The sequence below is a fragment of the Pseudomonas sp. FW300-N1A1 genome (assembly GCF_058789115.1).
The window spans coordinates 1-25,304 of record NZ_JBYTBK010000021.1 but is presented as its reverse complement, the minus strand read 5'-3'; the positions used below and the strand labels follow the sequence as shown (position 1 = coordinate 25,304).

At 61.9% G+C, this 25,304-nt stretch carries 21 protein-coding genes; 20 read left to right on the top strand and 1 reads right to left on the bottom strand.

Annotated features, from left to right (window positions below; translation table 11 throughout):
- Positions 1-44: 44 nt before the first annotated feature.
- The 17 genes from AC3WQN_RS15560 (at position 45) to AC3WQN_RS15480 (ending at position 20,113) form a co-directional block, all read left to right on the top strand.
- Positions 45-1,823 (top strand): acyl-CoA dehydrogenase C-terminal domain-containing protein, encoded by a 1,779-nt coding sequence (locus AC3WQN_RS15560; protein ID WP_103399778.1) that lies wholly within the window; start codon positions 45-47, stop codon positions 1,821-1,823.
- Between the two features lie 50 nt (positions 1,824-1,873).
- The gene (locus AC3WQN_RS15555) at positions 1,874-3,529 is read left to right on the top strand and encodes a fatty acid--CoA ligase (protein WP_103399777.1); all 1,656 of its coding nucleotides are present in this window, start codon (positions 1,874-1,876) and stop codon (positions 3,527-3,529) included.
- 257 nt (positions 3,530-3,786) lie between these two features.
- A complete protein-coding gene (locus AC3WQN_RS15550) occupies positions 3,787-4,473 on the top strand; it encodes a tellurite resistance TerB family protein (protein WP_103399776.1) in 687 nt (228 codons plus the stop codon).
- A 250-nt stretch (positions 4,474-4,723) separates the two neighbouring features.
- A complete protein-coding gene (locus AC3WQN_RS15545; RefSeq protein ID WP_103399775.1) occupies positions 4,724-6,346 on the top strand; it encodes a methyl-accepting chemotaxis protein in 1,623 nt (540 codons plus the stop codon).
- On the top strand, positions 6,346-6,882 hold the full coding sequence (locus AC3WQN_RS15540; RefSeq protein WP_103399774.1) for a chemotaxis protein CheW: 537 nt from the start codon (positions 6,346-6,348) through the stop codon (positions 6,880-6,882). The genes AC3WQN_RS15545 and AC3WQN_RS15540 overlap by 1 nt, the downstream gene beginning before the upstream one ends.
- Positions 6,879-8,159 (top strand): CheR family methyltransferase, encoded by a 1,281-nt coding sequence (locus AC3WQN_RS15535; protein ID WP_103399773.1) that lies wholly within the window; start codon positions 6,879-6,881, stop codon positions 8,157-8,159. Before AC3WQN_RS15540 ends, AC3WQN_RS15535 begins: the two co-directional genes overlap by 4 nt.
- Positions 8,156-8,839, top strand: a complete 684-nt coding sequence (locus AC3WQN_RS15530) for a chemotaxis protein CheW (RefSeq protein ID WP_103399772.1) — start codon at positions 8,156-8,158, stop codon at positions 8,837-8,839. The genes AC3WQN_RS15535 and AC3WQN_RS15530 overlap by 4 nt, the downstream gene beginning before the upstream one ends.
- Positions 8,836-11,151, top strand: a complete 2,316-nt coding sequence (locus AC3WQN_RS15525) for a hybrid sensor histidine kinase/response regulator (protein ID WP_103399771.1) — start codon at positions 8,836-8,838, stop codon at positions 11,149-11,151. The genes AC3WQN_RS15530 and AC3WQN_RS15525 overlap by 4 nt, the downstream gene beginning before the upstream one ends.
- Entirely contained in the window at positions 11,148-12,158 is a 1,011-nt protein-coding gene (locus tag AC3WQN_RS15520) for a chemotaxis response regulator protein-glutamate methylesterase (RefSeq protein WP_103399770.1), read from the top strand. Before AC3WQN_RS15525 ends, AC3WQN_RS15520 begins: the two co-directional genes overlap by 4 nt.
- A gap of 48 nt (positions 12,159-12,206) precedes the next feature.
- The gene (locus AC3WQN_RS15515) at positions 12,207-13,208 is read left to right on the top strand and encodes a response regulator (RefSeq protein ID WP_095146505.1); all 1,002 of its coding nucleotides are present in this window, start codon (positions 12,207-12,209) and stop codon (positions 13,206-13,208) included.
- Positions 13,209-13,314: 106 nt separating this feature from the next.
- A protein-coding gene (gene prfB, locus AC3WQN_RS15510; protein WP_103399769.1) for a peptide chain release factor 2 occupies positions 13,315-14,410 on the top strand; the annotation gives its coding sequence in 2 pieces (ribosomal slippage) (positions 13,315-13,386 and positions 13,388-14,410; 1,095 coding nt in all).
- Positions 14,411-14,481: 71 nt separating this feature from the next.
- Positions 14,482-15,984 carry a lysine--tRNA ligase gene (gene lysS / locus AC3WQN_RS15505; RefSeq protein ID WP_103399768.1) on the top strand — a complete coding sequence of 501 codons (1,503 nt, stop codon included), beginning with the start codon at positions 14,482-14,484 and terminating at the stop codon, positions 15,982-15,984.
- 115 nt (positions 15,985-16,099) lie between these two features.
- Positions 16,100-16,804, top strand: coding sequence for a TetR/AcrR family transcriptional regulator (locus tag AC3WQN_RS15500; RefSeq protein ID WP_103399822.1), 705 nt, complete (start codon positions 16,100-16,102; stop codon positions 16,802-16,804).
- Positions 16,805-16,852: 48 nt separating this feature from the next.
- Entirely contained in the window at positions 16,853-17,404 is a 552-nt protein-coding gene (locus tag AC3WQN_RS15495) for a hypothetical protein (protein ID WP_103399767.1), read from the top strand.
- 35 nt (positions 17,405-17,439) lie between these two features.
- Positions 17,440-18,717 (top strand): flavohemoglobin expression-modulating QEGLA motif protein, encoded by a 1,278-nt coding sequence (locus AC3WQN_RS15490; RefSeq protein WP_103399766.1) that lies wholly within the window; start codon positions 17,440-17,442, stop codon positions 18,715-18,717.
- A gap of 155 nt (positions 18,718-18,872) precedes the next feature.
- The gene (locus AC3WQN_RS15485) at positions 18,873-19,787 is read left to right on the top strand and encodes an alpha/beta hydrolase (protein WP_103399765.1); all 915 of its coding nucleotides are present in this window, start codon (positions 18,873-18,875) and stop codon (positions 19,785-19,787) included.
- Entirely contained in the window at positions 19,784-20,113 is a 330-nt protein-coding gene (locus tag AC3WQN_RS15480; protein ID WP_095077513.1) for a PA3694 family proteiin, read from the top strand. Before AC3WQN_RS15485 ends, AC3WQN_RS15480 begins: the two co-directional genes overlap by 4 nt.
- A gap of 57 nt (positions 20,114-20,170) precedes the next feature.
- Here the strand turns inward: AC3WQN_RS15480 and AC3WQN_RS15475 are convergent, their stop codons facing one another.
- Positions 20,171-20,515 carry a pilin assembly protein gene (locus AC3WQN_RS15475; protein ID WP_103399764.1) on the bottom strand — a complete coding sequence of 115 codons (345 nt, stop codon included), beginning with the start codon at positions 20,513-20,515 and terminating at the stop codon, positions 20,171-20,173.
- 217 nt (positions 20,516-20,732) lie between these two features.
- Here AC3WQN_RS15475 and ppc point away from each other — a divergent pair, with 217 nt between their 5' ends.
- From ppc to tsaB, 3 genes are all read left to right on the top strand, one after another.
- On the top strand, positions 20,733-23,363 hold the full coding sequence (gene ppc / locus AC3WQN_RS15470; protein WP_103399763.1) for a phosphoenolpyruvate carboxylase: 2,631 nt from the start codon (positions 20,733-20,735) through the stop codon (positions 23,361-23,363).
- A gap of 290 nt (positions 23,364-23,653) precedes the next feature.
- Positions 23,654-24,301 (top strand): adenylate kinase, encoded by a 648-nt coding sequence (adk, locus tag AC3WQN_RS15465; protein ID WP_103399762.1) that lies wholly within the window; start codon positions 23,654-23,656, stop codon positions 24,299-24,301.
- A gap of 93 nt (positions 24,302-24,394) precedes the next feature.
- Positions 24,395-25,069 carry a tRNA (adenosine(37)-N6)-threonylcarbamoyltransferase complex dimerization subunit type 1 TsaB gene (gene tsaB / locus AC3WQN_RS15460; RefSeq protein ID WP_103399761.1) on the top strand — a complete coding sequence of 225 codons (675 nt, stop codon included), beginning with the start codon at positions 24,395-24,397 and terminating at the stop codon, positions 25,067-25,069.
- The last annotated feature ends 235 nt before the right edge of the window (positions 25,070-25,304 follow it).

The window sequence follows — 25,304 nt, the reverse complement described above, 5'->3', positions numbered from 1 at the left end:
ATCAGGGCAGCTTCTTGCCCTGACATTGCCTGAGTGTTTGAAACATGTCTGATTACAAAGCTCCCCTGCGCGATATGCGTTTCGTACTCAACGAGGTCTTTGAAGTCTCCCGGTTGTGGGCCTCCATGCCTGCGCTGGCCGAACTGGTCGATGAAGAGACGGCCACTGCCGTGCTCGAGGAAGCCGGCAAGGTAGCTGCAGGCCTCATTGCCCCGCTCAATCGCAGTGGCGACGAGCAGGGCTGCACCTGGAGCGACGGCGCGGTGACCACGCCGGACGGTTTCCCCGCAGCCTACCGTGCCTTTGCCGAAGGCGGCTGGGTCGGCGTGGGCGGTGACCCGGCCTACGGCGGCATGGGCATGCCCAAGGTGATTGGCGCCCAGGTCGAGGAAATGGTCAATGGCGCCAACCTGTCCTTCGGCCTGTACCCGATGCTGACCGCCGGTGCCTGCCTGTCGCTCAAGGCCCATGCCAGCGAAGAGCTGAAGGCGGCCTACCTGCCGAACATGTATGCCGGCGTCTGGACCGGCTCCATGTGCCTGACCGAGCCCCACGCCGGTACCGACCTGGGGATCATCCGCACCAAGGCCGAACCTCAGGCCGATGGCGCCTATAAGGTCAGCGGTACCAAAATCTTCATCACCGGTGGTGAGCAGGACCTGACCGATAACATCATCCACCTGGTGCTGGCCAAACTGCCGGACGCGCCGGCCGGGGCAAAAGGTATCTCGCTGTTCCTGGTGCCCAAGTTCATGGTCAATGCCGACGGCAGCCTGGGGGCGCGCAACCCGGTCAGCTGTGGCTCGATCGAGCACAAGATGGGCATCAAGGGGTCGTCCACGTGTGTGATGAACTTCGACGAAGCTGTGGGTTACCTGGTCGGCGAGCCGAACAAAGGCCTGTTGGCCATGTTCACCATGATGAATTACGAACGCCTGGGGGTGGGTATCCAGGGCCTGGCAACCGCCGAACGCTCCTACCAGAACGCCGTGGAATACGCCCGCGATCGCCTGCAGAGCCGGGCGCCAACCGGACCGCAAGCCAAGGACAAGGTGGCTGATCCGATCATCGGGCACCCGGACGTGCGCCGCATGTTGCTGACCATGAAAGCCTGCAACGAAGGCGGCCGGGCGTTTTCCACCTACGTGGCCATGCAGCTCGATACGGCCAAGTACAGCGAAGACCCGACTACGCGCAAACGCGCCGAAGAGCTGGTGGCGCTGCTGACCCCGGTCGCCAAGGCGTTCCTCACCGACCTGGGCCTGGAAACCACGGTGCACGGCCAGCAGGTGTTCGGCGGCCACGGCTACATCCGCGAGTGGGGCCAGGAACAACTGGTGCGCGACGTGCGGATCACCCAGATCTACGAAGGCACCAACGGCATCCAGGCACTGGATCTGGTGGGACGCAAGGTGGTGGGCACGGGTGGCGCGTACTACAAACTGTTCGCTGATGAGATCCGTCATTTCACCACCACGGCAGACGCGGCGCTGGGCGAGTTCGTCAAGCCGCTCGATGCGGCCCTGGATCGCCTCGATGAACTGACGGCCTGGGTGCTGGATCGCGCCAAGGGCAACCCGAACGAAATCGGTGCAGCGTCAGTGGAATACCTGCATGCCTTCGGCTACACCGCCTACGCCTACATGTGGGCGTTGATGGCCAAGGCCGCACAGGGCAAGGAAGCGCAGGATGACTTCTACGCCAGCAAGATGGGCACGGCGCGCTTCTATTTCGCTCGTTTGTTGCCGCGCATCGAGTCGCTGGCCGCATCGGTCAGGGCCGGCAGTGAGTCGCTGTACTTGCTCGACGCCGAGCAATTCTGAACCCGAGCACCGCAGACGACCTGCAACCTACAGAATCAGGAAGCCCCACCGTGTCGAAAACAAAAATAATCGCGCCCGCAGAAGGCGCTTACAGCTATCCCTTGTTGATCAAAAGCCTGCTGCTCTCGGGGGCCCGCTACGCGCCCGAGCAGGAGATCGTCTACGCAGACAAGCTGCGCTACAACTACCGCACGCTCAATGAGCGGATCAGGCGCCTGGCCAATGCGCTGGTCAACGCAGGCGTCAAGGCGGGGGATACCGTGGCCCTGCTCGATTGGGACAGCCACCGCTATTTGGAGTGTTTCTTTGCCGTGCCGATGATTGGCGCGGTGTTGCACACGGTCAACATCCGCCTCTCGCCCGAGCAGGTGCTTTACACCATGAATCACGCCGAGGATGACGTGGTGCTGGTGCATGATGATTTCCTGCCGTTGATGGAGCAGATTCATGGCGAGCTGACGACCGTCAAAGGCTTTATCCAGCTCAGCGACGTCGGCGCACCCGCCACCGGGTTACCGGTGTTGGGCGAATATGAAGCGCTGCTGGCCCGGAGTGAGCCGCACTTCGACTTCCCCGACTTCGACGAGAACTCGGTGGCGACCCTGTTCTACACCACCGGCACCACGGGCAACCCCAAGGGGGTGTATTTCAGCCACCGCCAGTTGGTGCTGCATACCCTGAACGCCGTGGGCACTCTGGGCGTGTATCAGGGCTTGCCGTTGTTGCGTTCGGACGACGTGTACATGCCCATCACGCCGATGTTCCATGTGCACGCCTGGGGCGTGCCATATGTGGCAACGCTGATGGGGATCAAGCAGGTTTACCCGGGCCGCTATGAACCCAACAGCCTGGTCAGGCTACACCGCGATGAGAAGGTCACCTTTTCCCATTGCGTGCCGACGATTTTGCAGATGATCCTCGATTGCAAGGAAGCGACGCAGGCTGATTTCACGGGTTGGAAGTTGCTCCTGGGTGGCAGTGCCTTGACCCATGGCGTCGCGGCCCAGGCGACGGCAAAAGGCATGCTGGTCCATAGTGGCTATGGCATGTCCGAGACCTGTCCGTTGATTTGCCTCACGCACTTGCGTGCGCCGGAATCCGCGCAAAGCGCGCAGGACCAGGTGGCTGCCCGGATCAAGACCGGGGTGGCGGTGCCGATGGTCGAAATGAAAATCATCGACGCCTTCGGTAACGAGGCGCCTCACGATGGCGAATCCCAGGGCGAGATTGTGCTGCGTGCGCCCTGGCTGACCCAGGGTTACCTGAAAGAGCCGGAGCAGGGCGCTCAGCTCTGGGAAAACGGCTGGATGCATACCGGCGACATCGCCTCGATCGACGCGCTGGGTGTGGTGGAGATCAAGGACCGCCTCAAGGACGTGATCAAGACCGGGGGCGAGTGGATCAGCTCGCTGGAACTGGAGAGCCTGATCAGCGAGCACCCGGCGGTTGCGTCGGTCGCGGTGGTCGGTATTCCTGACCCGCAGTGGGGGGAACGGCCGATTGCCCTGGTGGTGGGTGTGCCCGGCGAAGATATTGCTCCCGGGCAGTTGGAGATCCACCTGCATCACTATGTCGAGAGTGGCCGCATCAACAAGTGGGCGATCCCCAAGCAGATCAGGATCGTGGACGATATCCCCAAGACCAGCGTCGGCAAGATCAACAAGCGGCTTATCCGGCAAGAGGAGCTGGCCCGTCAGGTCCCGTGATGCCTGCACGCTCAATCCCGTGATGGCCGGAGCCCCTTCGGGGCGCCCGGCATCCCGGCAATGGCGTTGTGGCTGAAGTGGCATTCTCCAGATGATCACCAGGCACCGAGGTACGCTTCGGATCATAGCCTGGTGATGTCACCCAGCCGTGTTTTTTGCCAACATCTTGAAGCACTCTCGTAGCCAAGCCTCGGGCACTTTAGATCTAGACTGACGACCCTATTTATTTAGTAACGTCTTTTTTCTGGAGGCTGCACATGAACACCCGTGGTTTGCTCGATCAGCTACTCAAGTCCGGTCAGGATATGTTGCAGAACAAGACCGGCACCCCTCAGCGTAATGCTTCAGGCTCCAGCGGATTGAGCAGTCTGTTGTCCGGCGCCACCGGCGGTGCGTTGGCCGCCGGTGCCATGGGCCTGCTGCTGGGCAGCAAGAAGGCTCGCAAGTATGGCGGCAAGGCGGTGACCTATGGTGGTCTCGCGGCCTTGGGCGTCCTGGCCTACAAGGCTTATGGCAATTGGCAGGCCCAGCAGGGCACGGCGCCACACTCCGCACCACAAACCCTTGACCGCTTGCCGCCCGCGCAGGTCGAGGAGCACAGCCAGGCCATCCTCAAGGCGCTGGTGGCGGCGGCCAAGGCCGATGGTCATGTCGACGAGCGCGAGCGTGCGCTGATCGAAGGCGAATTCACCCGGCTGGACAACGATCAGGCACTGCAGCACTGGCTGCACGCCGAACTCAACAAACCGCTCGACCCGGCCGACGTCGCGCGCGCCGCCAACACCCCGGAAATGGCTGCCGAGATGTACATCGCCAGTGTGATGATGGTGGACGAAGAGAGCTTCATGGAAAAATCCTACCTCGACGAACTGGCACGCCAGCTCAAGCTGGAACCGGGGCTCAAGGCCGAACTGGAGCGACAGGTGCGCCTGGCGCAGGTCTGACCGCCGTGCCTGGCTGAACTCACTGCCCGTGGAAAGCGTGGCCATTGGGGGATGCCTTCCTCAATGGCCAATCCACGACCTGTTTCTACACAACTATCACTGGCAGCCCGTGGCTTGTCTGGCGGAGAGTAGCTGTCCCGGTGCATTCAAGGGTTTTCGCCCGGGATGAGACGCAGTGCGCAACCGCTGATTATTCGTGGCGCGCCCTCGGCTATACTCCCCTGCATTTGAATGGCCCCGAGGACTGACTGTGAAGAACTGGACGTTACGCCAACGCATATTGGCGAGTTTTGCGGTGATCATCGCCATCATGTTCCTGATGGTTGTCGTCTCCTATTCACGGTTGCTGAAGATCGAGGCCAGTGAAAACAGCGTGCGTGACGATGCGGTGCCCGGGCTTTATTACAGTTCGATGATTCGCAGCGCCTGGGTCGACAGTTACTTGCAGACTCAAAAGATGCTGGGCCTGGAGGAGGGCCAGGGCGTCACCGCGGAAAATGTCGCCGAGTTCGAATCTTATGAACAGCATCTTCAAACGCTGATGGCTGACTACGCCGCTACCATTCATGGCCGCGAGGACCGCAAGGAGTTCGACTTGTTCGAGAAGGCGCACCAGAACTACGCCATCATTCTGGCTTCGGTCCTGGAGTTGCATCGGAACAACAAGGAAGCCGAAGCGACCAAAATGTTCACCGAACAACTGACGCCGGCCTGGACCGCAGGCCGTGTGAAGCTCAATGAGATCATCGGCGAAAACAAGGTTGTCGCCGACCATGCCACGGCGGCCATCGACGATGCCGTGGTTGCGGCAAAAATCAGCATGGGCCTGTCGCTGCTGGTGGCGATCGTCGTCGCCGGGCTCTGCGGTCTGCTGCTGATGCGCGCGATCATGTCGCCGATGAACCGCATCGTTAATATCCTCGAAACCATGCGTACCGGAGACCTGAGCAATCGCCTGAACCTGGATCGCAAGGACGAATTCGGGGCGGTGGAAACCGGTTTCAACGACATGATGACCGAGTTGACCTCGCTGGTGTCCCAGGCACAGCGCTCCTCGGTACAGGTCACCACCTCGGTGACGGAAATTGCCGCGACCTCCAAGCAACAGCAGGCCACCGCCACCGAGACCGCCGCGACCACCACGGAAATCGGCGCCACCTCGCGGGAAATCGCCGCCACCTCCCGAGACCTGGTGCGCACCATGACCGAGGTGTCCACGGCGGCCGACCAGGCTTCGGTGCTGGCGGGGTCCGGGCAACAAGGGCTGGCGCGCATGGAAGACACCATGCATTCGGTGATGGGCGCCGCTGACCTGGTCAACGCCAAGCTGGCGATCCTCAACGAGAAGGCCGGCAACATCAATCAGGTGGTGGTGACTATCGTCAAAGTCGCCGACCAGACCAACCTGCTGTCGCTCAACGCGGCGATCGAAGCGGAAAAGGCCGGTGAATACGGGCGCGGTTTTGCCGTGGTGGCCACCGAAGTCCGGCGCCTGGCCGACCAGACGGCTGTCGCGACCTATGACATCGAGCAAATGGTGCGCGAGATCCAGTCCGCGGTGTCGGCCGGTGTGATGGGGATGGACAAGTTCTCCGAAGAAGTGCGCCGTGGCATGTCCGAAGTGCAGCAGGTCGGCGAGCAGTTGTCGCAGATCATTCATCAGGTTCAGGCGCTGGCGCCTCGGGTGTTGATGGTCAACGAAGGCATGCAGGCCCAGGCCACGGGGGCCGAGCAGATCAATCACGCGCTGGTGCAGTTGGGCGATGCCAGCGGCCAGACGGTCGAGTCCCTGCGTCAGGCCAGTTTCGCCATCGATGAGCTGAGCCAGGTGGCCGTCGGGCTGCGCAGTGGCGTCTCGCGATTCAAAGTCTGATGAGCGAGCTCGTGGTCAAGCGGGGCGCTGGCGTGGCACCGAAGCAGTCGCTGTTCCTGGTGTTTCGCATCGGTGAGGAGCGTTATGCCGTGCAAGCGGTCGAGGTGGCGGAAGTGCTGCCCTGCCTGCCGCTCAAACCCATCGCCAGGACCCCGCCGTGGGTCGCCGGCGTGTTTGCCTATCGCGGCCTGATCGTGCCGGTGATCGATGTGGGCGCCCTGGCGTTCGGTCAGCCGGCCCAGGCACGCACCAGTACACGCCTGGTGTTGGTGCACTATCGGCCGGACGAGACGGAGCCCGCGCAACTGCTGGGTCTGATTCTTGAACAGGCCACCGATACCCTGCGTTGCGATCCCGAGGAGTTCCAGCCCTATGGCCTGGACAACCGCCAGGCGCCGTATCTGGGGCCGGTGCGCGAAGATGCCCGGGGGTTGCTGCAATGGGTGCGGGTGGCGGACCTGCTGGACGCGCAGGTGCGTGCGCTGCTGTTTCCATCGCCTCCCCTGAATCTGGCGATGCTCGAGGAGGGTACATGAGCAGCGACCAGCGTTTTTTCGACTTCCTCAAGGAGCGCATCGGTCTGGACGTGAGTTCGGTCGGGCCGGCGATCATCGAGCGCGCGGTGCGCCAGCGCACGGCAGCGCAGCAGGTGGAAACCTCCGATGAGTACTGGCACCACCTGCAAGGTTCGCGCGAGGAACAGCAAGCGCTGATCGAAGCGGTGATCGTTCCCGAAACCTGGTTTTTCCGCTACCCCGAGTCCTTTGCCACCCTGGCCAGGCTGGCGACCAAGCGCCTGGCCGAGATCAAGGGCATGCGCGCGTTGCGGATTCTCAGCCTGCCGTGTTCCACCGGCGAGGAACCGTACTCGATCGCCATGGCGTTGCTCGATACCGGGCTTGCGCCCCATCAGTTCAAGGTCGAAGGCCTGGATGTCAGCCCGCTGTCGGTCGAGCGAGCCAAGTGTGCGTGCTACACAAAAAACTCCTTTCGCGGGCAGCCCATGGATTTTCGCGAGCGACATTTCAGTGTCGAAGGCGAGCGCTATCACCTCAGTGAGCGGGTGCGCGAGCAAGTGCGTCTGCAGGTGGGGAATCTGCTGGACCCGACGCTGCTGGCCGATGAAGCGCCCTATGACTTCGTGTTTTGCCGCAATCTGCTGATCTATTTCGATCAGCCAACCCAGCAGCAGGTTTTTCAAGTGCTCAAGCGCCTGACCCATGAGGACGGCGTGCTGTTTATCGGTCCGGCCGAAGGCAGCCTGCTGGGGCGCCTGGGCATGCGCTCGATCGGGATCGCCCAGTCGTTTGCCTTCAGTCGCCACAGTGCCCCTACACCTGCGCCGCCGACCTTTGTCGCGCCACCGCTGCCGGTCAGTTTGCCCGTGCGTAACACTGCGCCGCCGACGGTTCGCAGTCGCCCTTTCGCCACGCAAGCTCCTGCACCTGCGGCGCCGCGTAGCTTTGATAAAACGCCGAGCACTGATGCCGCAGTGCTGTTGGCGAACATTGCGACCCTGGCCAACGAAGGCAAGAGCCTCGAGGCGCGAGCGGCTTGCGAAGACTATTTACGTGGACACGGGCCGGTGTCGCAGGTGTTCTATTGGCTGGGGCTGCTCAGCGATGTCGCCGGCAGCGTGCTGGAAGCCCAGGGTTACTACCGCAAGGCGTTGTACCTGGAACCGCAACACCCTGAGACCTTGATGCACCTGGCGGCATTGCTGGCGTCCCAGGGCGATGCGGCGGGCGCCCGTCGCTTGCAGGAGCGTGCCGCCCGCAACGAACGTACCGCTGACAGTGAGCGTAAACGATGACCGGTTCTGTTTCATTGAACGTGACCCATGAAGATGCCCAGGCCATCGACGACTGCTGGAACCGCATCGGTATTCACGGCGACAAGTCCTGCCCATTGCTGTCCGAACATATCCATTGCCGTAACTGTGCCGTGTACTCCGCCGCGGCTACGCGGTTGCTGGATCGTTATGCCCTGCAGCAAGACGATGAGGCCCATTCGTCTGCCACCGTCGAGGCGGATGTCGTCACGCGTTCGTTGCTGATGTTCCGCCTGGGCGAAGAATGGCTGGCGCTGAGCACCCGCAGCCTGGTGGAAGTGGCGCCCTTGCAGGCGATTCATTCCTTGCCCCATCAACGTTCGCGGGCCCTGATGGGGGTTGCCAATGTGCGCGGTGCGCTGGTGGCCTGCCTGTCGCTGGCGCAGTTGCTGGAGCTGGAAGTCACCGCGGGCGTGGCGTCGACCGCACGGGTCATGCCGCGCATGCTGATCATCGCGGCACACGGTGGCCCGGTGGTGGTACCGGTGGACGAAGTGGACGGGATTCACGCCATCGATGAGCGAATTCTCGACAGCGCTTCCCGCTCGGGGCCGCAGGCCGGTGCCAGGTACACCCGGGGCGTGCTGCCCTTCAAGGGCCGTAGTTTGCGCTGGCTGGACGAAGAGCAGTTGTTGTCCGCCGTGACCCGGAGCCTGACATGACCTCAGATCAAATGCGCGACGCCTCATTGCTGGAGCTGTTCAGTCTCGAGGCCGAAGCCCAGACCCAGGTCCTCAGCGCCGGCCTGCTGGCGCTGGAGCGCGACCCGACCCAGGCCGATCATCTGGAAGCCTGCATGCGCGCGGCCCACTCGCTCAAGGGCGCCGCGCGGATTGTCGGTGTGGATGCCGGGGTCAGCGTTTCCCACGTCATGGAAGATTGCCTGGTCAGTGCCCAGGAGGGGCGACTGTTCCTGCGTCCGGAGCACATTGATGCCCTGCTGCAAGGCACCGATCTGTTGATGCGCATTGCCACGCCCGGCAGCGCCAACATCGGACCGAACGACATTGATGGCTACGTGGCGTTGATGGGGCGGTTGCTTGACCCTGCCGCGGAGGCGGCGCCGGTCATGGCGCAAACCCTGTTATCCGCCACTGCGCCAATGGCCGAGTTGCAACTCGACCCTCCAGTGCCGCCAGCGCCAACGATGGAGTCGCCAGACGCCGCGTCATTGCTGGCCACGCCGCTGGAGGCTGTGCACAAGACCAAGCGCGTCACCGAGAGTGGCGAGCGGGTATTGCGGGTCACGGCCGAACGCCTGAACAGCCTGCTCGACCTGTCGAGCAAGTCGCTGGTGGAAACCCAGCGCCTGAAACCCTACCTGTCGACGATGCAGCGCCTCAAGCGCATACAGAACAATAGCCTGCGAGCCCTCGAAAACCTCAACGTCCACCTCAAGGAGCAGGCCCTGGGCCTTGAGGCGCAAGAGGCACTCGACGATGCGCGGCGGCTGCTGGCCGAGTCCCAGCAACTGCTGGCCGAGAAAACAGCCGAACTCGATGAGTTCGCCTGGCAGGCCAGCCAGCGCGCCCAGGTCTTGTATGACACGGCGTTGGCCTGTCGCATGCGGCCGTTTGCCGATGTCCTCACTGGCCAGGCGCGGATGGTGCGCGACCTGGGCCGCAGCCTGGGCAAGCAGGTCCGGTTGGAGATCGACGGCGAGAAAACCCAGGTCGATCGCGACGTCCTGGAGAAACTCGAAGCACCGCTGACCCATTTGTTGCGTAACGCTGTCGATCACGGCATCGAAATGCCCGAGCAGCGGTTGCTGGCCGGTAAACCGGCCGAAGGCTTGATTCGCTTGCGCGCCTCCCATCAGGCCGGTCTGCTGGTGCTGGAGTTGAGCGATGACGGCAATGGCGTGGACCTGGAGCGGGTTCGGCGCAGCATTGTCGAGCGTCAGTTGTCGCCGAGCGAGACCGCCGCACAGTTGAGTGAGGAGGAACTGCTGACCTTCCTGTTCCTGCCAGGCTTCAGCCTGCGCGACACCGTCACCGAGGTGTCGGGGCGCGGCGTCGGTCTGGACGCGGTTCAGCACATGGTCCGCCAACTGCGGGGGGCGGTGGTGCTGGAGCAGAAAGCGGGCGAGGGCAGTCACTTCCACCTTGAGGTGCCGTTGACGCTGTCAGTGGTACGCAGCCTGGTGGTGGAGGTTGGTGAAGAGGCCTACGCCTTCCCGTTGGCGCACATCGAGCGCATGTGCGACCTGGAGCCGGACGAAATCGTTCAGGTGGAAGGTCGCCAGCACTTCTGGCACGAAGGCCGGCACGTTGGTTTGGTCGCGGCCAGTCAGTTGCTGCAGCGACCGGCGAGCCAGACCAGCCCGGCAACGCTCAAGGTGGTGGTCATTCGCGAACGGGATGCAGTGTACGGCGTCGCCGTCGAGCGGTTTATCGGTGAGCGGACCCTGGTGGTACTGCCGCTGGATGAGCGCCTGGGCAAGGTTCAGGATATCTCCGCCGGCGCCCTGCTCGATGACGGCTCGGTGGTGTTGATTGTCGACGTCGAAGACATGCTGCGCTCGGTGGAGAAACTGCTCAACACCGGGCGCCTGGAGCGGATTGCACGCCACAGCCAGCAGGCGGCGCAAGTGGCACGCAAACGGATCCTGGTGGTCGACGATTCGCTGACGGTGCGTGAACTGCAACGCAAGCTCCTGCTTAATCGGGGGTATGACGTGGCGGTTGCCGTGGATGGCATGGACGGCTGGAATGCCCTGCGCTCCGATGACTTCGACCTGCTGATTACCGATATTGATATGCCGCGCATGGACGGGATCGAACTGGTCTCGCTGCTGCGTCGCGACAACCGGTTGCAATCGCTGCCGGTCATGGTGGTGTCCTACAAGGATCGCGAAGAGGATCGGCGTCGTGGACTGGAAGCGGGGGCCGACTATTATCTAGCCAAGGCCAGTTTCCACGACGATGCCCTGCTCGACGCGGTGGTTGAGCTCATAGGAGGAGCGCGGGCATGAAAATCGCAATCGTCAATGATATGCCAATGGCCGTGGAGGCCCTGCGTCGAGCCCTGGCGTTCGAGCCGGCGCATCAGGTGGTGTGGGTGGCCGGTAATGGCCTGGAAGCGGTGCAGCGCTGCGCCGAGTTGACCCCGGACCTGATCCTGATGGACTTGATCATGCCGGTCATGGACGGGGTCGAGGCCACCCGCCGGATCATGGCCGAGACCCCTTGTGCGATCGTCATTGTCACGGTCGATCGGCAGCAGAATGTCCACAGGGTGTTCGAGGCCATGGGCCACGGCGCACTGGATGTGGTGGATACGCCGGCACTCGGGGCCGGCGATCCGAAGGAAGCCGCTGCACCGTTGCTGCGCAAGATTCTGAATATTGGCTGGTTGATCGGCGACCGCGGTAATCGCGTGCGCTCAAACCCGGTGCCGCAGCGCAGCCCGGGGCAATGTCAGCGCCTGGTGGCCATCGGTTCGTCTGCCGGAGGGCCCGCGGCGCTGGAAGTCTTGCTCAAGGGCCTGCCCCCTGATTTTCCGGCCGCCATTGTGCTGGTGCAGCATGTCGACCAGGTGTTCGCCGCCGGCATGGCCGAGTGGCTCAGCAGTTCCAGCGGCTTGAACGTCCGCCTGGCCGAGGAGGGCGAACCACCGCAAAACGGTACGGTTTTGTTGGCGGGCACCAATCACCATATTCGTTTGTTGAAAAATGGCACGCTGGCCTACACCGCCGAGCCGGTCAACGAGATCTATCGACCGTCAATCGACGTATTTTTCGAAAGCGTGGCCAGTTACTGGAATGGGGAGGCAGTGGGTGTGCTGCTTACCGGCATGGGCCGTGATGGGGCCCAGGGACTCAAATTGATGCGCCAGCAGGGTTACCTGACCATCGCTCAGGACCAGCACAGCAGTGCGGTGTACGGCATGCCGAAAGCCGCCGCCGCCATCGATGCCGCTGTGGAAATCCGCCCGCTGGAGAAAATAGCGCCACGATTGCTGGAGATCTTTGCAAAATGAACGACATCAGCAACGGAACAGGCCAGGTAGTAATTCAGGTGAATACCCATGGATGATTTACAGCTCGACGATTTTAAAACCGATGAAAATGCCGCCATGGTGCTGCTGGTCGACGACCAGGCCATGATCGGTGAGGCCGTGCGTCGTGGATTGGCGAGCGAAGAAAACATCGACTTCCATTTCTGTGCCGATCCGCACCAGGCCATCGCCCAGGCCATCCGGATCAAGCCGACCGTGATCCTGCAGGATCTGGTCATGCCGGGCCTGGATGGCTTGTCGCTGGTGCGTGAGTATCGCAATCACCCGGCGACCAAGGACATTCCGATCATCGTGCTGTCGACCAAGGAAGATCCCCTGATCAAGAGCGCGGCCTTTGCTGCCGGCGCCAACGATTACCTGGTGAAACTGCCGGACAACATCGAGCTGGTGGCGCGCATTCGTTACCACTCACGCTCCTACACCACGCTGATCCAGCGCGATGCCGCCTACCGGGCGTTGCGCGTCAGCCAGCAGCAGTTGCTCGACACCAATCTGGTGCTGCAACGGTTGATGCACTCCGACGGCCTGACCGGCCTGTCCAATCGCCGGCATTTCGACGAATACCTGGAGCTGGAATGGCGCCGGGCCATGCGTGACCAGAGTCAGCTGTCGCTGTTGATGATCGATGTCGACTATTTCAAGTCCTACAACGACAACTTCGGCCACCTGGAAGGCGACGAAGCCCTGCGCAAGGTGGCTGCGGCGATTCGCGAGGCCAGCAGCCGACCATCGGATCTGCCGGCCCGTTATGGTGGCGAAGAGTTTGCACTGGTGCTGCCCAATACGTCGCCGGGCGGTGCCCGGCTGGTGGCGGAAAAGCTGCGCCAGACCGTGGCGGCCCTGAAAATTCCGCACATTGCGCCGGCCGAGGGAGGCTGCCTGACCATCAGCATCGGGCTCTCGACCATTACCCCGCAACCGAGCAGTGACAGCCGGCAATTGATCTCGGCGGCGGACAAGGGGTTGTACCAGGCAAAAAACAATGGGCGCAATCAGGTGGGGATTGAATGAACCAGGCTGTTCATTCGTAGCTAAAGCCGCCAGGCGGGCTGCCGTGACGGCCTGATTACGTTATACTCGTCGGCTTTCAAAAGTTCGCCAACGAGTGCTGCCCGCCATGGAAATCAACCCGATCCTTAACAGTATCAAGGACCTGTCCGAGCGCTCCGAAACTATTCGGGGGTATCTTTGACTACGATCAAAAGCATGAGCGTCTGACTGAAGTCAATCGCGAGCTTGAAGATCCGAATGTCTGGAACAACCCGTCGTACGCTCAGGAACTGGGCCGCGAGCGGTCGCTGCTAGCTCAGATCGTCGAAACCCTCGACGAAATGCACAGCGGTCTGGCCGATGCCAAAGACCTGCTGCTGATGTCCGCCGAAGAAGAAGACCAGGCCGCCGTCGATGACGTCGCTGCCGAAGTCGAGCGCCTGCGCGAGTCCCTGGAAAAACTCGAATTCCGTCGCATGTTCAGCGGCGAGATGGATGCCAACAACGCTTACCTGGACATCCAGGCCGGCTCCGGCGGTACCGAGGCCCAGGACTGGGCCAACATCCTGCTGCGCATGTACCTGCGCTGGGCCGACAAACGCGGTTTCGACGCGACCATCATGGAACTGTCGGCCGGTGAAGTCGCCGGGATCAAGGGCGCTACCGTGCACATCAAGGGCGAATACGCCTTTGGCTGGCTACGGACCGAAATCGGTGTACACCGCCTGGTGCGCAAGAGCCCGTTCGACTCCGGCAACCGCCGCCACACCTCGTTCTCGGCCGTGTTCGTGTCGCCTGAAATCGATGACAACATCGAAATCGACATCAACCCGTCGGACCTGCGCATCGATACCTACCGCTCCTCGGGTGCCGGTGGTCAGCACGTAAACACCACCGACTCGGCCGTACGTATCACCCACGTACCGAGCAACACCGTGGTCTGCTGCCAGAACGAACGCTCCCAGCATGCGAACAAAGACACCGCGATGAAAATGTTGCGGGCGCGCTTGTACGAGCAGGAAGTGCAGAAACGCAACGCCGCCTCGCAAGCGCTGGAAGACACCAAGTCGGACATCGGCTGGGGTCACCAGATCCGCTCCTATGTACTCGATGCGTCGCGAATCAAGGATTTGCGCACTAACATCGAACGCAGCGACTGCGACAAGGTGCTCGACGGCGACATTGACGAATACCTGGTGGCCAGCCTGAAACAGGGCCTGTAAACCGCCAGTCAAGACCTCAAGTCCCCCGTCATCGACGGGGGCAACGAACCTGTGATGGAATTTTTAAAGACATGAGCGACCTAGAACTCGACCCGCAAGCCCTGCAACAGGAAGAAAACTCCCTGATCGCCCTGCGCAAGGAAAAGCTTGCTGCCGAGCGCGCCAAGGGCAATGCCTTCCCGAACGACTTCCGCCGCGAAAACTACTGCGATGCCCTGCAGAAGCAATACGCGGACAAGACCAAGGAAGAGCTGGCAGAGGCTGCAATTCCGGTCAAAGTTGCCGGTCGCATCATGCTCAACCGTGGCTCGTTCATGGTGATCCAGGACATGACCGGACGGATCCAGGTTTACGTCAACCGCAAGACCCTGTCCGAAGACACCCTGGCCTCGGTGAAAACCTGGGACATGGGCGACATCATTGCCGCCGAAGGCACCCTGGCCCGTTCCGGCAAGGGCGACCTGTACGTTGAAATGACCCACGTGCGGCTGCTGACCAAGTCGCTGCGCCCGCTGCCGGACAAGCACCACGGCCTGACCGATACCGAGCAACGCTACCGCCAGCGTTACGTTGACCTGATCGTCAACGATGAAGTGCGCCAGACCTTCCGCGTGCGTTCGCAAGTGATTGCCCACATCCGCAGCTTCCTGATGCAGCGTGACTTCCTGGAAGTGGAAACGCCGATGCTGCAAACCATCCCGGGCGGCGCGGCGGCCAAGCCGTTCGAGACCCACCACAATGCCCTGGACATGGAAATGTTCCTGCGTATCGCGCCGGAGCTGTACCTCAAGCGCCTGGTGGTCGGTGGTTTTGAAAAGGTGTTCGAGATCAACCGCAACTTCCGTAACGAAGGCGTTTCGACTCGTCACAACCCTGAATTCACCATGTTGGAGTTCTACCAGGCTTACGCCGACTACGAAGACAACATGGACCTGACCGAAGAACTGTTCCGTGAACTGGCGCAGCTGGTTCTGGGCAGCACCGACGTGCCGTACGGCGACAAGGTGTTCCACTTCGGCGAGCCGTTCGTGCGTCTGTCGGTGTTCGACTCGATCCTCAAGTACAACCCCGAGCTGACCGCTGACGACCTGAACGACATCGACAAGGCTCGCGCCATCGCCAAGAAAGCCGGCGCCAAGGTGCTGGGTTTCGAAGGCCTGGGCAAGCTGCAGGTGATGATTTTCGAAGAGCTGGTCGAGCACAAGCTGGAGCAGCCGCACTTCATCACCCAGTACCCGTTCGAAGTGTCGCCGCTGGCCCGTCGTAACGACGATAACCCGAACGTCACCGACCGTTTCGAGCTGTTCATCGGTGGCCGTGAAATCGCCAACGCCTACTCCGAGTTGAACGATGCGGAAGACCAGGCCGAGCGCTTCATGGCGCAGGTGGCCGACAAGGACGCCGGCGACGACGAAGCCATGCACTACGACGCCGATTTCGTGCGTGCGCTGGAGTACGGCATGCCGCCAACGGCCGGTGAAGGGATCGGCATCGATCGCCTGGTGATGTTGCTGACCAACTCGCCATCGATCCGCGACGTGATCCTGTTCCCGCACATGCGCCCGCAAGCGTAAACGTTTCAGTAAAAAAGCCGCCTAAAACAGGCGGCTTTTTATTGCCTGTCTGGTACAAATGTATCAATTGGTTACTTTTGCAGATTAGAGAGGAATACCTGTCGTGAACCGTGCAATTGCTCAAGAAGGTGCAGCGGGCATCGCCACTGCGGTCGCTGAAAGTGTTCAGTACCAGGGCCGCAAGGCCAGCCGACAGGGCAGTGAACAGCGTCGACAGGACATTCTCGACGCGGCGATGCGTATTGTCGTGCGTGATGGCGTGCGTGCCGTGCGTCACCGTGCCGTGGCCGCCGAGGCGTGCGTGCCCCTGTCGGCCACCACTTACTATTTCAAGGATATCGATGACCTGCTCACCGATACCTTCGCCCAATACGTGGAACGCAGTGCGGCCTACATGGCCAAGCTGTGGGTGAACAACGAAGGCTTGCTGCGGGAAATGGTGGTCAGTGGCGATGGCAGCCCTGAGTCCCGCTCGCGACTGGCCGACAATATTGCGCGGCTGATGGCGGACTATGTTCAGCGGCAACTGGTCACCCGTCGCGAACACTTGATGGCCGAGCAGGCGTTCCGCCAGGAAGCGCTGCTCAATCCACGCCTGGCGTTGTTGGTGCGCTCCCATCAACAAATTCTCCTGCAAGGCACCTGCCAGCTTTTCCAGGTGTTGGGTTCGCGTGAGCCACAGCAGGATGCCAAAGTGTTGACGGCGATTATCGGACGGATGGAATATCAAGGCCTGCTCAACGAGGCAGAGCCGCAGGCGGAAGCCGAAATGCTCGGTATCCTCACGCGGTACATGCATTTGGTGCTGGCTTCGGTGTAATCAGGACCGTTGCCACATTGGCGGGTGTGTATTCATAGGGAGTATTGAATGAAGTGCTGGCGAGTCGTGATCGCTCTGTCGTTCCTGCTGCTCAGCGGCTGCCTGGTGTCGTTCAAGGAGCCGTTGCCCGCCAGTGAGGCCGCGCCTGCAGCGTTGCTCGGCAAATGGACCAGCAAGAACGCCTGGGGCGAAGCACAGAACCTGGAGCTGACGCGCCTCGGCCCGGGGCGCTACCAGGCCGTCAGCTACTTCAAGGCCAACCCCAAGGAGCGTGAGGCTTATCCGTTCACGGTCTCGCGCCATGGCAACCGCTGGTACGTCTCGGCCAAGGTGCCGGCCCAGTACGGCGGTCACTTCACCATCGCCGGCTTCGAACTCACTGACCAGGACGAGCTGGTGATCTATAACCTCGATCTCGACCTGATCAACCAGGCGGTCGGGCAAAAGCATCTGGGAGGCGAAGCCTTCAAGACCGACGACGGCGAGGGGGTGCTGGTCAACAGCCCCATGGATCAAGTGTTCGCCTACCTGGATGATCCGGCCAATTCCGATGTATTTGTCGAAGCCGCACGTTACCAGCGGCGGGTCAAAACCCAATAAACGCAGCACGCTACGGTTTTCAAAGGGAGCAACCGGTGGACGATTACCAGCAGACGATACGTACCCTGTCTGATCGCATAGTGCTGGCGCAGACGCCGATCCGCGTCCTCGATGCGGTGAAGTGGGACGACAACATCCGCAAAGGCTTTCTCAAGGCCAAAGGCAAGGAAATGCCGGCGGTGGACCGTGACTATTACCTCAATCGGCCGCTGTCCTTCGACTCGAGCAAGGTCAAGCTGGAGTTCCAGAACATCGAGCGTGATATCACCCGCCAGTTGGGGCAGTTCAACCCGGTCGGGCAGATCATGCGGCGCATGTGCAAGGAGTACCGCATGGTGGTGCGGATGCTCGAGGCCCGAGGCACCGAAGACTTCGGGCTGATCTCGCAGGAGCTCTATGGCGCCGCCTCCGATGCGTTCCACGCCGGTGACCCGACCCTGGCTGACCTTGGCCTGATGATGTCCGATTACTTGAACAACATCGATGGCCGGGGCGACCTGAAGGACGAACCGAAGATCCTCACCGCCAAAGAGGCGGTGCACCTGCTGCAAACCCGCTTGAACAAGGTGTTCGGTGAAACCGAGGAAACCATCCGGGTGTTTGAGTCCGACGGTATCGTCGCCGATGCAGCGGCGGGGGCCGACTACATCAAGATCCGCGCCGATGCTATGTTCAACGACCGTGACGTGCGCGCCCTGGAGGTCCATGAAGGCCTGGTGCACGTCGGCACGACGCTCAACGGGCTGAACCAGCCGATCTGCACCTTCCTGTCCAAGGGGCCGCCGTCCTCGACCGTGACCCAGGAAGGCCTGGCGATCCTGATGGAAATCATCACGTTCGCTTCCTACCCGAGTCGCTTGCGCAAACTGACCAACCGTACCCGGGCCATTCACATGGTCGAGGAGGGCGCGGACTTCCTGCAGATCTTCGATTTTTTCCGCGAGCAAGGTTTCGAGATGGCTGAAAGTTATGGCAATGCGAGCCGGGTGTTCCGCGGTTCGGTGCCCAATGGCTTGCCGTTTACCAAAGACTTGTCCTACCTCAAGGGCTTTATCATGGTTTACAACTACATTCAGTTGGCCGTGCGTAAAGGCAAGCTCGAGCAGATCCCGTTGCTGTTTTGCGGCAAGACCACCCTGGAAGACATGCGCACCTTGCGTCAGCTGGTGGATGAAGGCCTGGTGGAACCGCCCAAGTACTTACCGGAGCAGTTCCGTGACATGAACGCGCTGTCGGCCTGGATGTGCTTCTCCAACTTCCTGAATCACCTGAGCCTGGACCGGATCGAAGCGGATTACTCCAATATTTTGTGACTGGTAAGGACGCCGTGGCTGATCGTTCCCACGCTCTGCGTGGGAATGCCGCCATGGACGCTCCGCGTCCCCTGTGACGCAGAGCGTCACGGTATGCATGCCCACGCAGAGCGTGGGAACGATCACCACATCTACTTTCGCGAGGTTTCAAACGGATGAGAATCCTCGGCATCGTGTGTCTGCTACTGACCTTGAGCGGTTGCAGCTCGCTGCTGTTCTACCCGGAGCCGGGCCAGTTGTTCACACCGGAAAAGGCCGGGCTCGAATTCCGCGATGTCACCCTGACCACTGCCGACGGCCTCCGCCTGCACGCCTGGTGGTTGCCGGCCAAGCAGGGCGTCGAGGTCAAAGGCACGGTGCTGCACCTGCACGGCAACGGCGGCAATCTGCCGATGCACCTCGGCGGTAGCTATTGGCTGCCAAAAGAGGGTTACCAGGTGTTGCTGGTGGACTATCGCGGTTACGGTTTGTCTGAGGGTGAACCGAGCCTGCCGGCGATCTATCAGGACATCGACGCGGCGTTCACCTGGCTGGACAAGGCGCCGGAGGTCAAAGGCAAGCCGCTGATCGTCCTCGGCCAGAGCCTCGGCGGCGCGCTGACCGTGCACTACCTGGCCGAACACCCGCAGCGTCAGCGCCAACTCAAGGCGCTGGTGCTTGATGGCGTGCCCGCCAGTTACCGCGAAGTCGGGCGGTTCGCGCTCAGCACCTCGTGGCTGACCTGGCCGTTTCAGGTGCCGTTGTCCTGGCTGGTGCCGGACGGTGACAGTGCGCTCAGCGCCATGCCGCGGATCAATGGTGTACCGAAGTTGATCTACCACAGCATCGACGATCCGATCGTGCCTCTTTCCAACGGCATCCGACTGTATCAAGCTGCGCCCCCGCCCAGGGTGCTGCAGTTGACCCGGGGCGGCCACGTGCAGACGTTCGCCGACCCGGTCTGGCGAAGCGTCATGCTGCGCTTTCTTGATGATCCGCAGCATTTCAACGGTCTGCGCCGCCTGGGTGAGATCCCCAATTACCCGGCACCCCCGAATTCAGCAATCGAACCTCCAGAGAGCCCGCAATGAGTGAAGAACGTAACGCCATCCCGCTGATCATCACCGGTATCTGCAGCATCCTGGGCACCGTCGCCGCCCTGTGGTGGTACGGCTACCTGCACTTTGCCAAACCGGAAGACGCGCTGCTGCTCAACGAGTTCACCATGCTCAAGACCGTGCCGGGCGAAGACTACAAAGTCTCCCTGGAGCCGGCCGCGCAAGTCGCGCAATGCATCGATGGCGTGCTGGTGTTGTTCGACACCGAGCAGAAGGGTCTGACCGGTGTGCTGATCAATGCCAAGAAAAAGGCCGTGCGCTGTATGGGCCAGGAAACCCCGCAAAAGCTCGAGCCATAACGGCGGCGATGCGAAGCCTTGTGGCGGGGGCGCCAGCGCCCTCGCCACAGCGGTCCATCAGTGTTTCTGCTTGTCGCTTGGCGCCGACAATTGATGCAGATGTTGCCGCGACAGGGCGAGGAAACGTGGCGTAGGTCCGACGTCCTCGTACAGCGGATCCCCTTCTTCATCGGTCGCGACAACGTGCTGGCCCTTCACATACGGGAAGCTCGCTTCGAGCTCTTCCAGGGCCGCGCCGATCAGTTCCCCCAGCAGTTCCTCGGGGCGTCGTTTCGGGTACATTTCGCTGAGCGCCGCCAGGCGGGCAGCGGTTTCGACGTCCAGGTGAAGGGTGTAGCCAGTCTCGGTCAAGCGCCCTGTGGCGGTTTCTTCCCAATGCTGGGCCAGTTCACGGATTTTCATAATGACCTCAATGTGCTTCCTGCTCGTGGCAGGGCGTGATGAGTGTCCGGCCGTGGCCGGTGGCAAGCCCTGGTGTGGCTTACTTATGAGACTAGCCGCTAGCCACAGGGTTTACCGTCGATTTGTCGCCTGCTTGTAAGAACCGGCTGTGGACGGCACTCTTGGGGTTCTACGCCGGAGCCTCAAAAGCCTTCCGCCATTCGTTGGAGAACTGCTGATGACCGATATCGATGCACGCTTGCGCGAGGATGTTCACCTGTTGGGAGAGTTGTTGGGCAACACCATCCGTGAGCAATACGGCGATGGGTTTCTCGACAAGATCGAGCAGATCCGCAAAGGTGCCAAGGCCGATCGACGCGGCGCGATGGACGCGCAACTGAGCGCCAGCCTCAATCAGTTGAGTGAAGACGACCTGCTGCCCGTGGCGCGGGCGTTCAATCAGTTTCTCAATCTGGCGAACATCGCCGAGCAGTATCAGCTTATTCACCGCCGTGAGGAGTCGCAGCCGGCACCGTTCGAGGCGCGGGTATTGCCCGAACTGCTGGCGCGGCTGCGAGCCGAGGGGCATGGCGCGGAGGCGCTGGCCAGGCAACTGGGACGCCTGGACATCGAGTTGGTGCTGACCGCGCACCCGACCGAAGTGGCGCGCCGCACCCTGATCCAGAAGTACGACGCGATCGCCGCGCAATTGGCGGCACAGGATCATCGCGACTTGACCAGCGCCGAGCGCGAGCAGATCCGGCAGCGCTTGCAGCGCCTGATCGCCGAGGCCTGGCACACCGAAGAGATTCGTCGTACCCGACCCACGCCGGTGGATGAAGCCAAGTGGGGCTTTGCCGTGATCGAGCATTCGCTGTGGCAGGCGATCCCCCATTACCTGCGTAAGGCCGACCAGGCCTTGCTGGCCGCCACCGGTCTGCGCTTGCCGCTGGAAGCCGCGCCGATCCGGTTCGCTTCGTGGATGGGCGGAGACCGGGACGGCAACCCGAACGTGACCGCTGCCGTTACCCGTGAAGTCCTGTTGCTGGCGCGCTGGATGGCGGCGGACCTGTACCTGCGCGATGTCGATCAATTGGCGTCCGACCTGTCGATGCAGCAGGCCAGCGCTGCCTTACGGGACAAGGCGGGGAGCAGTGCCGAACCTTACCGTGCGGTGCTCAAGCAGCTGCGCGAGCGCCTGCGGGCAACCCGTCAGTGGGCGCAGGCCTCGCTGGTGGCGACTACCCCGGCAGGGGCTGATGTGCTGTGCAACAACCGTGACCTGCTCGATCCGTTGGAGCTGTGCTACCAGTCGCTGCACGAATGCGGCATGGGCGTGATTGCCGATGGCCCGCTGCTGGACTGCTTGCGTCGGGCGGTGACGTTCGGCCTGTTCCTGGTGCGTCTGGACGTGCGCCAGGACTCATCGCGCCATAGCTCGGCGATGACCGAAATCACCGACTATCTGGGGCTTGGCCGCTATGAAGCCTGGGACGAGGAGGCGCGCATCAGCTTCCTGATGGCCGAGCTGAACAATCGTCGCCCCCTGTTGCCCACGCACTTCAAACCCTCGGCCGACACCGCGGAAGTCCTGGCGACCTGCCGTGAGATCGCGGCAGCCCCGGCAGCGTCACTGGGTTCGTATGTGATTTCCATGGCGGGCGCGGCCTCGGACGTGCTCGCGGTGCAACTGTTGCTCAAAGAGGCCGGGGTACAGCGGCCGATGCGCGTGGTGCCGCTGTTCGAGACCCTTGCCGACCTGGACAACGCCGGACCGGTGATCGAGCAGTTGTTGCTGCTGCCGGGCTACCGCGCCCGCTTGCAGGGCCCGCAGGAGGTGATGATCGGTTACTCCGACTCGGCCAAGGACGCCGGCACCACGGCGGCGGCATGGGCGCAGTACCGGGCACAGGAACGGCTGGTGGAGATCTGCCGTGAACAACAAGTTGAACTGCTGTTGTTCCATGGTCGCGGTGGCACCGTGGGGCGCGGAGGTGGCCCGGCCCATGCGGCGATTCTGTCGCAGCCACCGGGTTCGGTCGCAGGGCGTTTCCGCACCACCGAACAGGGGGAAATGATTCGTTTCAAATTCGGCCTGCCGGACATCGCCGAGCAAAACCTCAACCTCTACCTGGCGGCCGTGCTCGAAGCGACCTTGCTACCGCCTCCGCCGCCTGCCCCGGCATGGCGTGGCGTGATGGACGAGCTGGCGGCCGACGGTGTCAGTGCCTACCGCGCCGTGGTCCGGGACAACCCGCAGTTCGTCGAGTACTTCCGCCAGTCCACCCCTGAGCAGGAACTGGGGCGCTTGCCGCTGGGCAGTCGTCCGGCCAAGCGCCGTGCTGGAGGGATCGAAAGCCTGCGGGCGATCCCGTGGATTTTTGGCTGGACCCAGACCCGCTTGATGCTGCCGGCCTGGCTGGGTTGGGAAACGGCGCTGAGCAAGGCTCTGGCCCGTGGCGAGGGTGAGTTACTGGCGCAGATGCGTGAGCAATGGCCGTTCTTCCGCACCCGGATCGACATGCTGGAGATGGTGTTGGCCAAGGCTGACGCGGACATCGCCCGGTCCTACGATGAGCGTTTGGTGGAGCCTGATTTGCTGCCTTTGGGTGCGCATTTACGCGACCTATTGTCGCAGGCTTGCTCGGTCGTGTTGGGGCTGACCGGTCAGTCGCAGCTACTGGCCCATAGCCCAGACACCCTGGAGTTCATCCGTTTGCGCAACACGTACCTGGACCCGCTTCATCTATTGCAGGCCGAGTTGCTGGCCCGTTCCCGGCAGCAGGACGTGGCACAGGGCAGCCCGGTGGAACAGGCGCTGCTGGTGTCTGTGGCGGGGATTGCCGCCGGTTTGCGCAATACCGGCTAAGACCTTGCGGATAACCCTGGCGGTCGTTTCGCAGCTCAAAACGAGGGCTGCGAAACGGCGGCTGGCGTTTCTCAGGCGACACTTTGTTATGGGGTTGCGACTTGGAATACCTCGTCGCAAGGGCATGGCAGGCCCGGGTTCCTCCGACTTTCGACGGCTTGTGTGGTCCGTGCCTGCTGTGTATCTTGATCAGCCTTTGGCCGTTTGGGCGGCCCACGACCCTATTTTTTGAGATTGGCCCCACGCGGCGAATCCGATCGTTTATCAATAAGAAATTGAGGAGCACATCGATGCGCGTCATTCTGCTGGGAGCTCCCGGGGCCGGTAAAGGTACTCAGGCTCAGTTCATCACCGAAAAATTCGCCATTCCACAGATCTCCACCGGCGACATGCTGCGTGCAGCGGTCAAGGCCGGCACCGAGCTGGGTATCAAGGCCAAGAGCATCATGGATGCCGGCGGCCTGGTCTCCGACGACCTGATCATCGCCCTGGTCAAGGATCGTATTGCCCAGCCCGATTGCGCCAACGGTTTTCTGTTCGACGGTTTCCCACGCACCATTCCCCAGGCTGAAGCCTTGGTGACTGCGGGTGTGGAGCTGGACCACGTGGTTGAAATCGCCGTCGAAGACGAAGAAATCGTGCAGCGTATCGCCGGTCGCCGCGTTCATGAGGCCAGCGGCCGCGTGTACCACACCGTTTACAACCCGCCGAAAATCGCCGGCAAAGACGACATCACTGGCGAAGAGCTGGTGCAGCGCAAGGACGACACTGAAGAAACCGTGCGTCATCGCCTGTCGGTCTACCATTCCCAGACCAAGCCACTGGTGGATTTCTACCAGAAGCTGTCGGCTGCCAACGGCAAGCCGGTCTACAGCCACATTGCAGGCGTTGGCTCGGTTGAAGCCATCACCGGTAAAGTGCTTGCAGCGCTGAGCTGAGAAAGCTGATTTGCTGTACCTTCAACGGCCCGCTTGCGGGCCGTTGTTGTTTATACTGGCGCACTTTTGACCACCTCCCTGACGGATACATCGATGAGTACCTTGCTGGCCCTGGACACCGCGACTGAAGCTTGCTCCGTTGCCTTGCTGCATGACGGCAAAGTGACGAGCCATTACGAGGTGATCCCGCGCCTGCATGCGCAGAAGCTGCTGCCGATGATCCAGCAACTGCTGGCGGACGCCGGTACCACCTTGCAGGCCGTCGATGCGATAGCGTTCGGGCGCGGGCCGGGGGCGTTTACCGGGGTGCGGATTGCCATTGGCGTGGTGCAGGGCCTGGCGTTCGCCCTGGATCGCCCTGTATTGCCCGTCTCCAACCTGGCCGTGCTGGCGCAGCGTGCGTTGCGTGAGCACGGCGCCACCCAGGTGGCAGCAGCCATTGATGCGCGAATGGATGAGGTCTACTGGGGCTGCTACCGCGAAACCGCCGGTGAAATGCGCCTGGTGGGGGCTGAAGCCGTACTGCCACCGGAAGCGGCGGCGTTGCCGGCAGAGGCTTCCGGTGACTGGTTCGGCGCGGGCACCGGTTGGGGCTATGGCGAGCGGATTGCCGTCAGCCTGAGCGGGCAGGCCGCTGGCATGCTGCCGCACGCACAGGACCTGCTGACCCTCGCGCAGTTCGCTTGGGCACGTGGAGAAGCCATCCCGGCCGACGATGCGCAGCCAGTGTACCTGCGTGACAAGGTGGCGACGCCCAAGGCCCGTTAACGCCATAGTGTTGTTTAATCAAGGCTAGGGCTGCTCACTACCGTGGCGAGGGAGCTTGCTCCCGCTGGGTTGCGTAGCAGCCCCAAAAACTATCGCCGAGTTCATTCTGAAAGACCACAGTCGCTTTATGGGGGCCAAGCGCCCTCGCCACAAAGAGCTGTTTGGACCGGGGACATGGTGGACACATGTTCGGAGACATGGTGGACAGTTAACGAAGCCGTTTACCTGATATTAC

Excerpts from the sequence above, each read along its gene's own strand:
- AC3WQN_RS15560 (WP_103399778.1), top strand. The coding sequence starts at position 45 with ATGTCTGATTACAAAGCTCCCCTGCGCGATATGCGTTTCGTACTCAAC.
- AC3WQN_RS15550 (WP_103399776.1), top strand. The coding sequence starts at position 3,787 with ATGAACACCCGTGGTTTGCTCGATCAGCTACTCAAGTCCGGTCAGGAT.
- AC3WQN_RS15540 (WP_103399774.1), top strand. The coding sequence starts at position 6,346 with ATGAGCGAGCTCGTGGTCAAGCGGGGCGCTGGCGTGGCACCGAAGCAG.
- AC3WQN_RS15535 (WP_103399773.1), top strand. The coding sequence starts at position 6,879 with ATGAGCAGCGACCAGCGTTTTTTCGACTTCCTCAAGGAGCGCATCGGT.
- AC3WQN_RS15530 (WP_103399772.1), top strand. The coding sequence starts at position 8,156 with ATGACCGGTTCTGTTTCATTGAACGTGACCCATGAAGATGCCCAGGCC.
- AC3WQN_RS15525 (WP_103399771.1), top strand. The coding sequence starts at position 8,836 with ATGACCTCAGATCAAATGCGCGACGCCTCATTGCTGGAGCTGTTCAGT.
- AC3WQN_RS15520 (WP_103399770.1), top strand. The coding sequence starts at position 11,148 with ATGAAAATCGCAATCGTCAATGATATGCCAATGGCCGTGGAGGCCCTG.
- AC3WQN_RS15515 (WP_095146505.1), top strand. The coding sequence starts at position 12,207 with ATGGATGATTTACAGCTCGACGATTTTAAAACCGATGAAAATGCCGCC.
- lysS (WP_103399768.1), top strand. The coding sequence starts at position 14,482 with ATGAGCGACCTAGAACTCGACCCGCAAGCCCTGCAACAGGAAGAAAAC.
- AC3WQN_RS15495 (WP_103399767.1), top strand. The coding sequence starts at position 16,853 with ATGAAGTGCTGGCGAGTCGTGATCGCTCTGTCGTTCCTGCTGCTCAGC.
- AC3WQN_RS15485 (WP_103399765.1), top strand. The coding sequence starts at position 18,873 with ATGAGAATCCTCGGCATCGTGTGTCTGCTACTGACCTTGAGCGGTTGC.
- AC3WQN_RS15480 (WP_095077513.1), top strand. The coding sequence starts at position 19,784 with ATGAGTGAAGAACGTAACGCCATCCCGCTGATCATCACCGGTATCTGC.
- AC3WQN_RS15475 (WP_103399764.1), bottom strand. The coding sequence starts at position 20,515 with ATGAAAATCCGTGAACTGGCCCAGCATTGGGAAGAAACCGCCACAGGG.
- ppc (WP_103399763.1), top strand. The coding sequence starts at position 20,733 with ATGACCGATATCGATGCACGCTTGCGCGAGGATGTTCACCTGTTGGGA.
- adk (WP_103399762.1), top strand. The coding sequence starts at position 23,654 with ATGCGCGTCATTCTGCTGGGAGCTCCCGGGGCCGGTAAAGGTACTCAG.
- tsaB (WP_103399761.1), top strand. The coding sequence starts at position 24,395 with ATGAGTACCTTGCTGGCCCTGGACACCGCGACTGAAGCTTGCTCCGTT.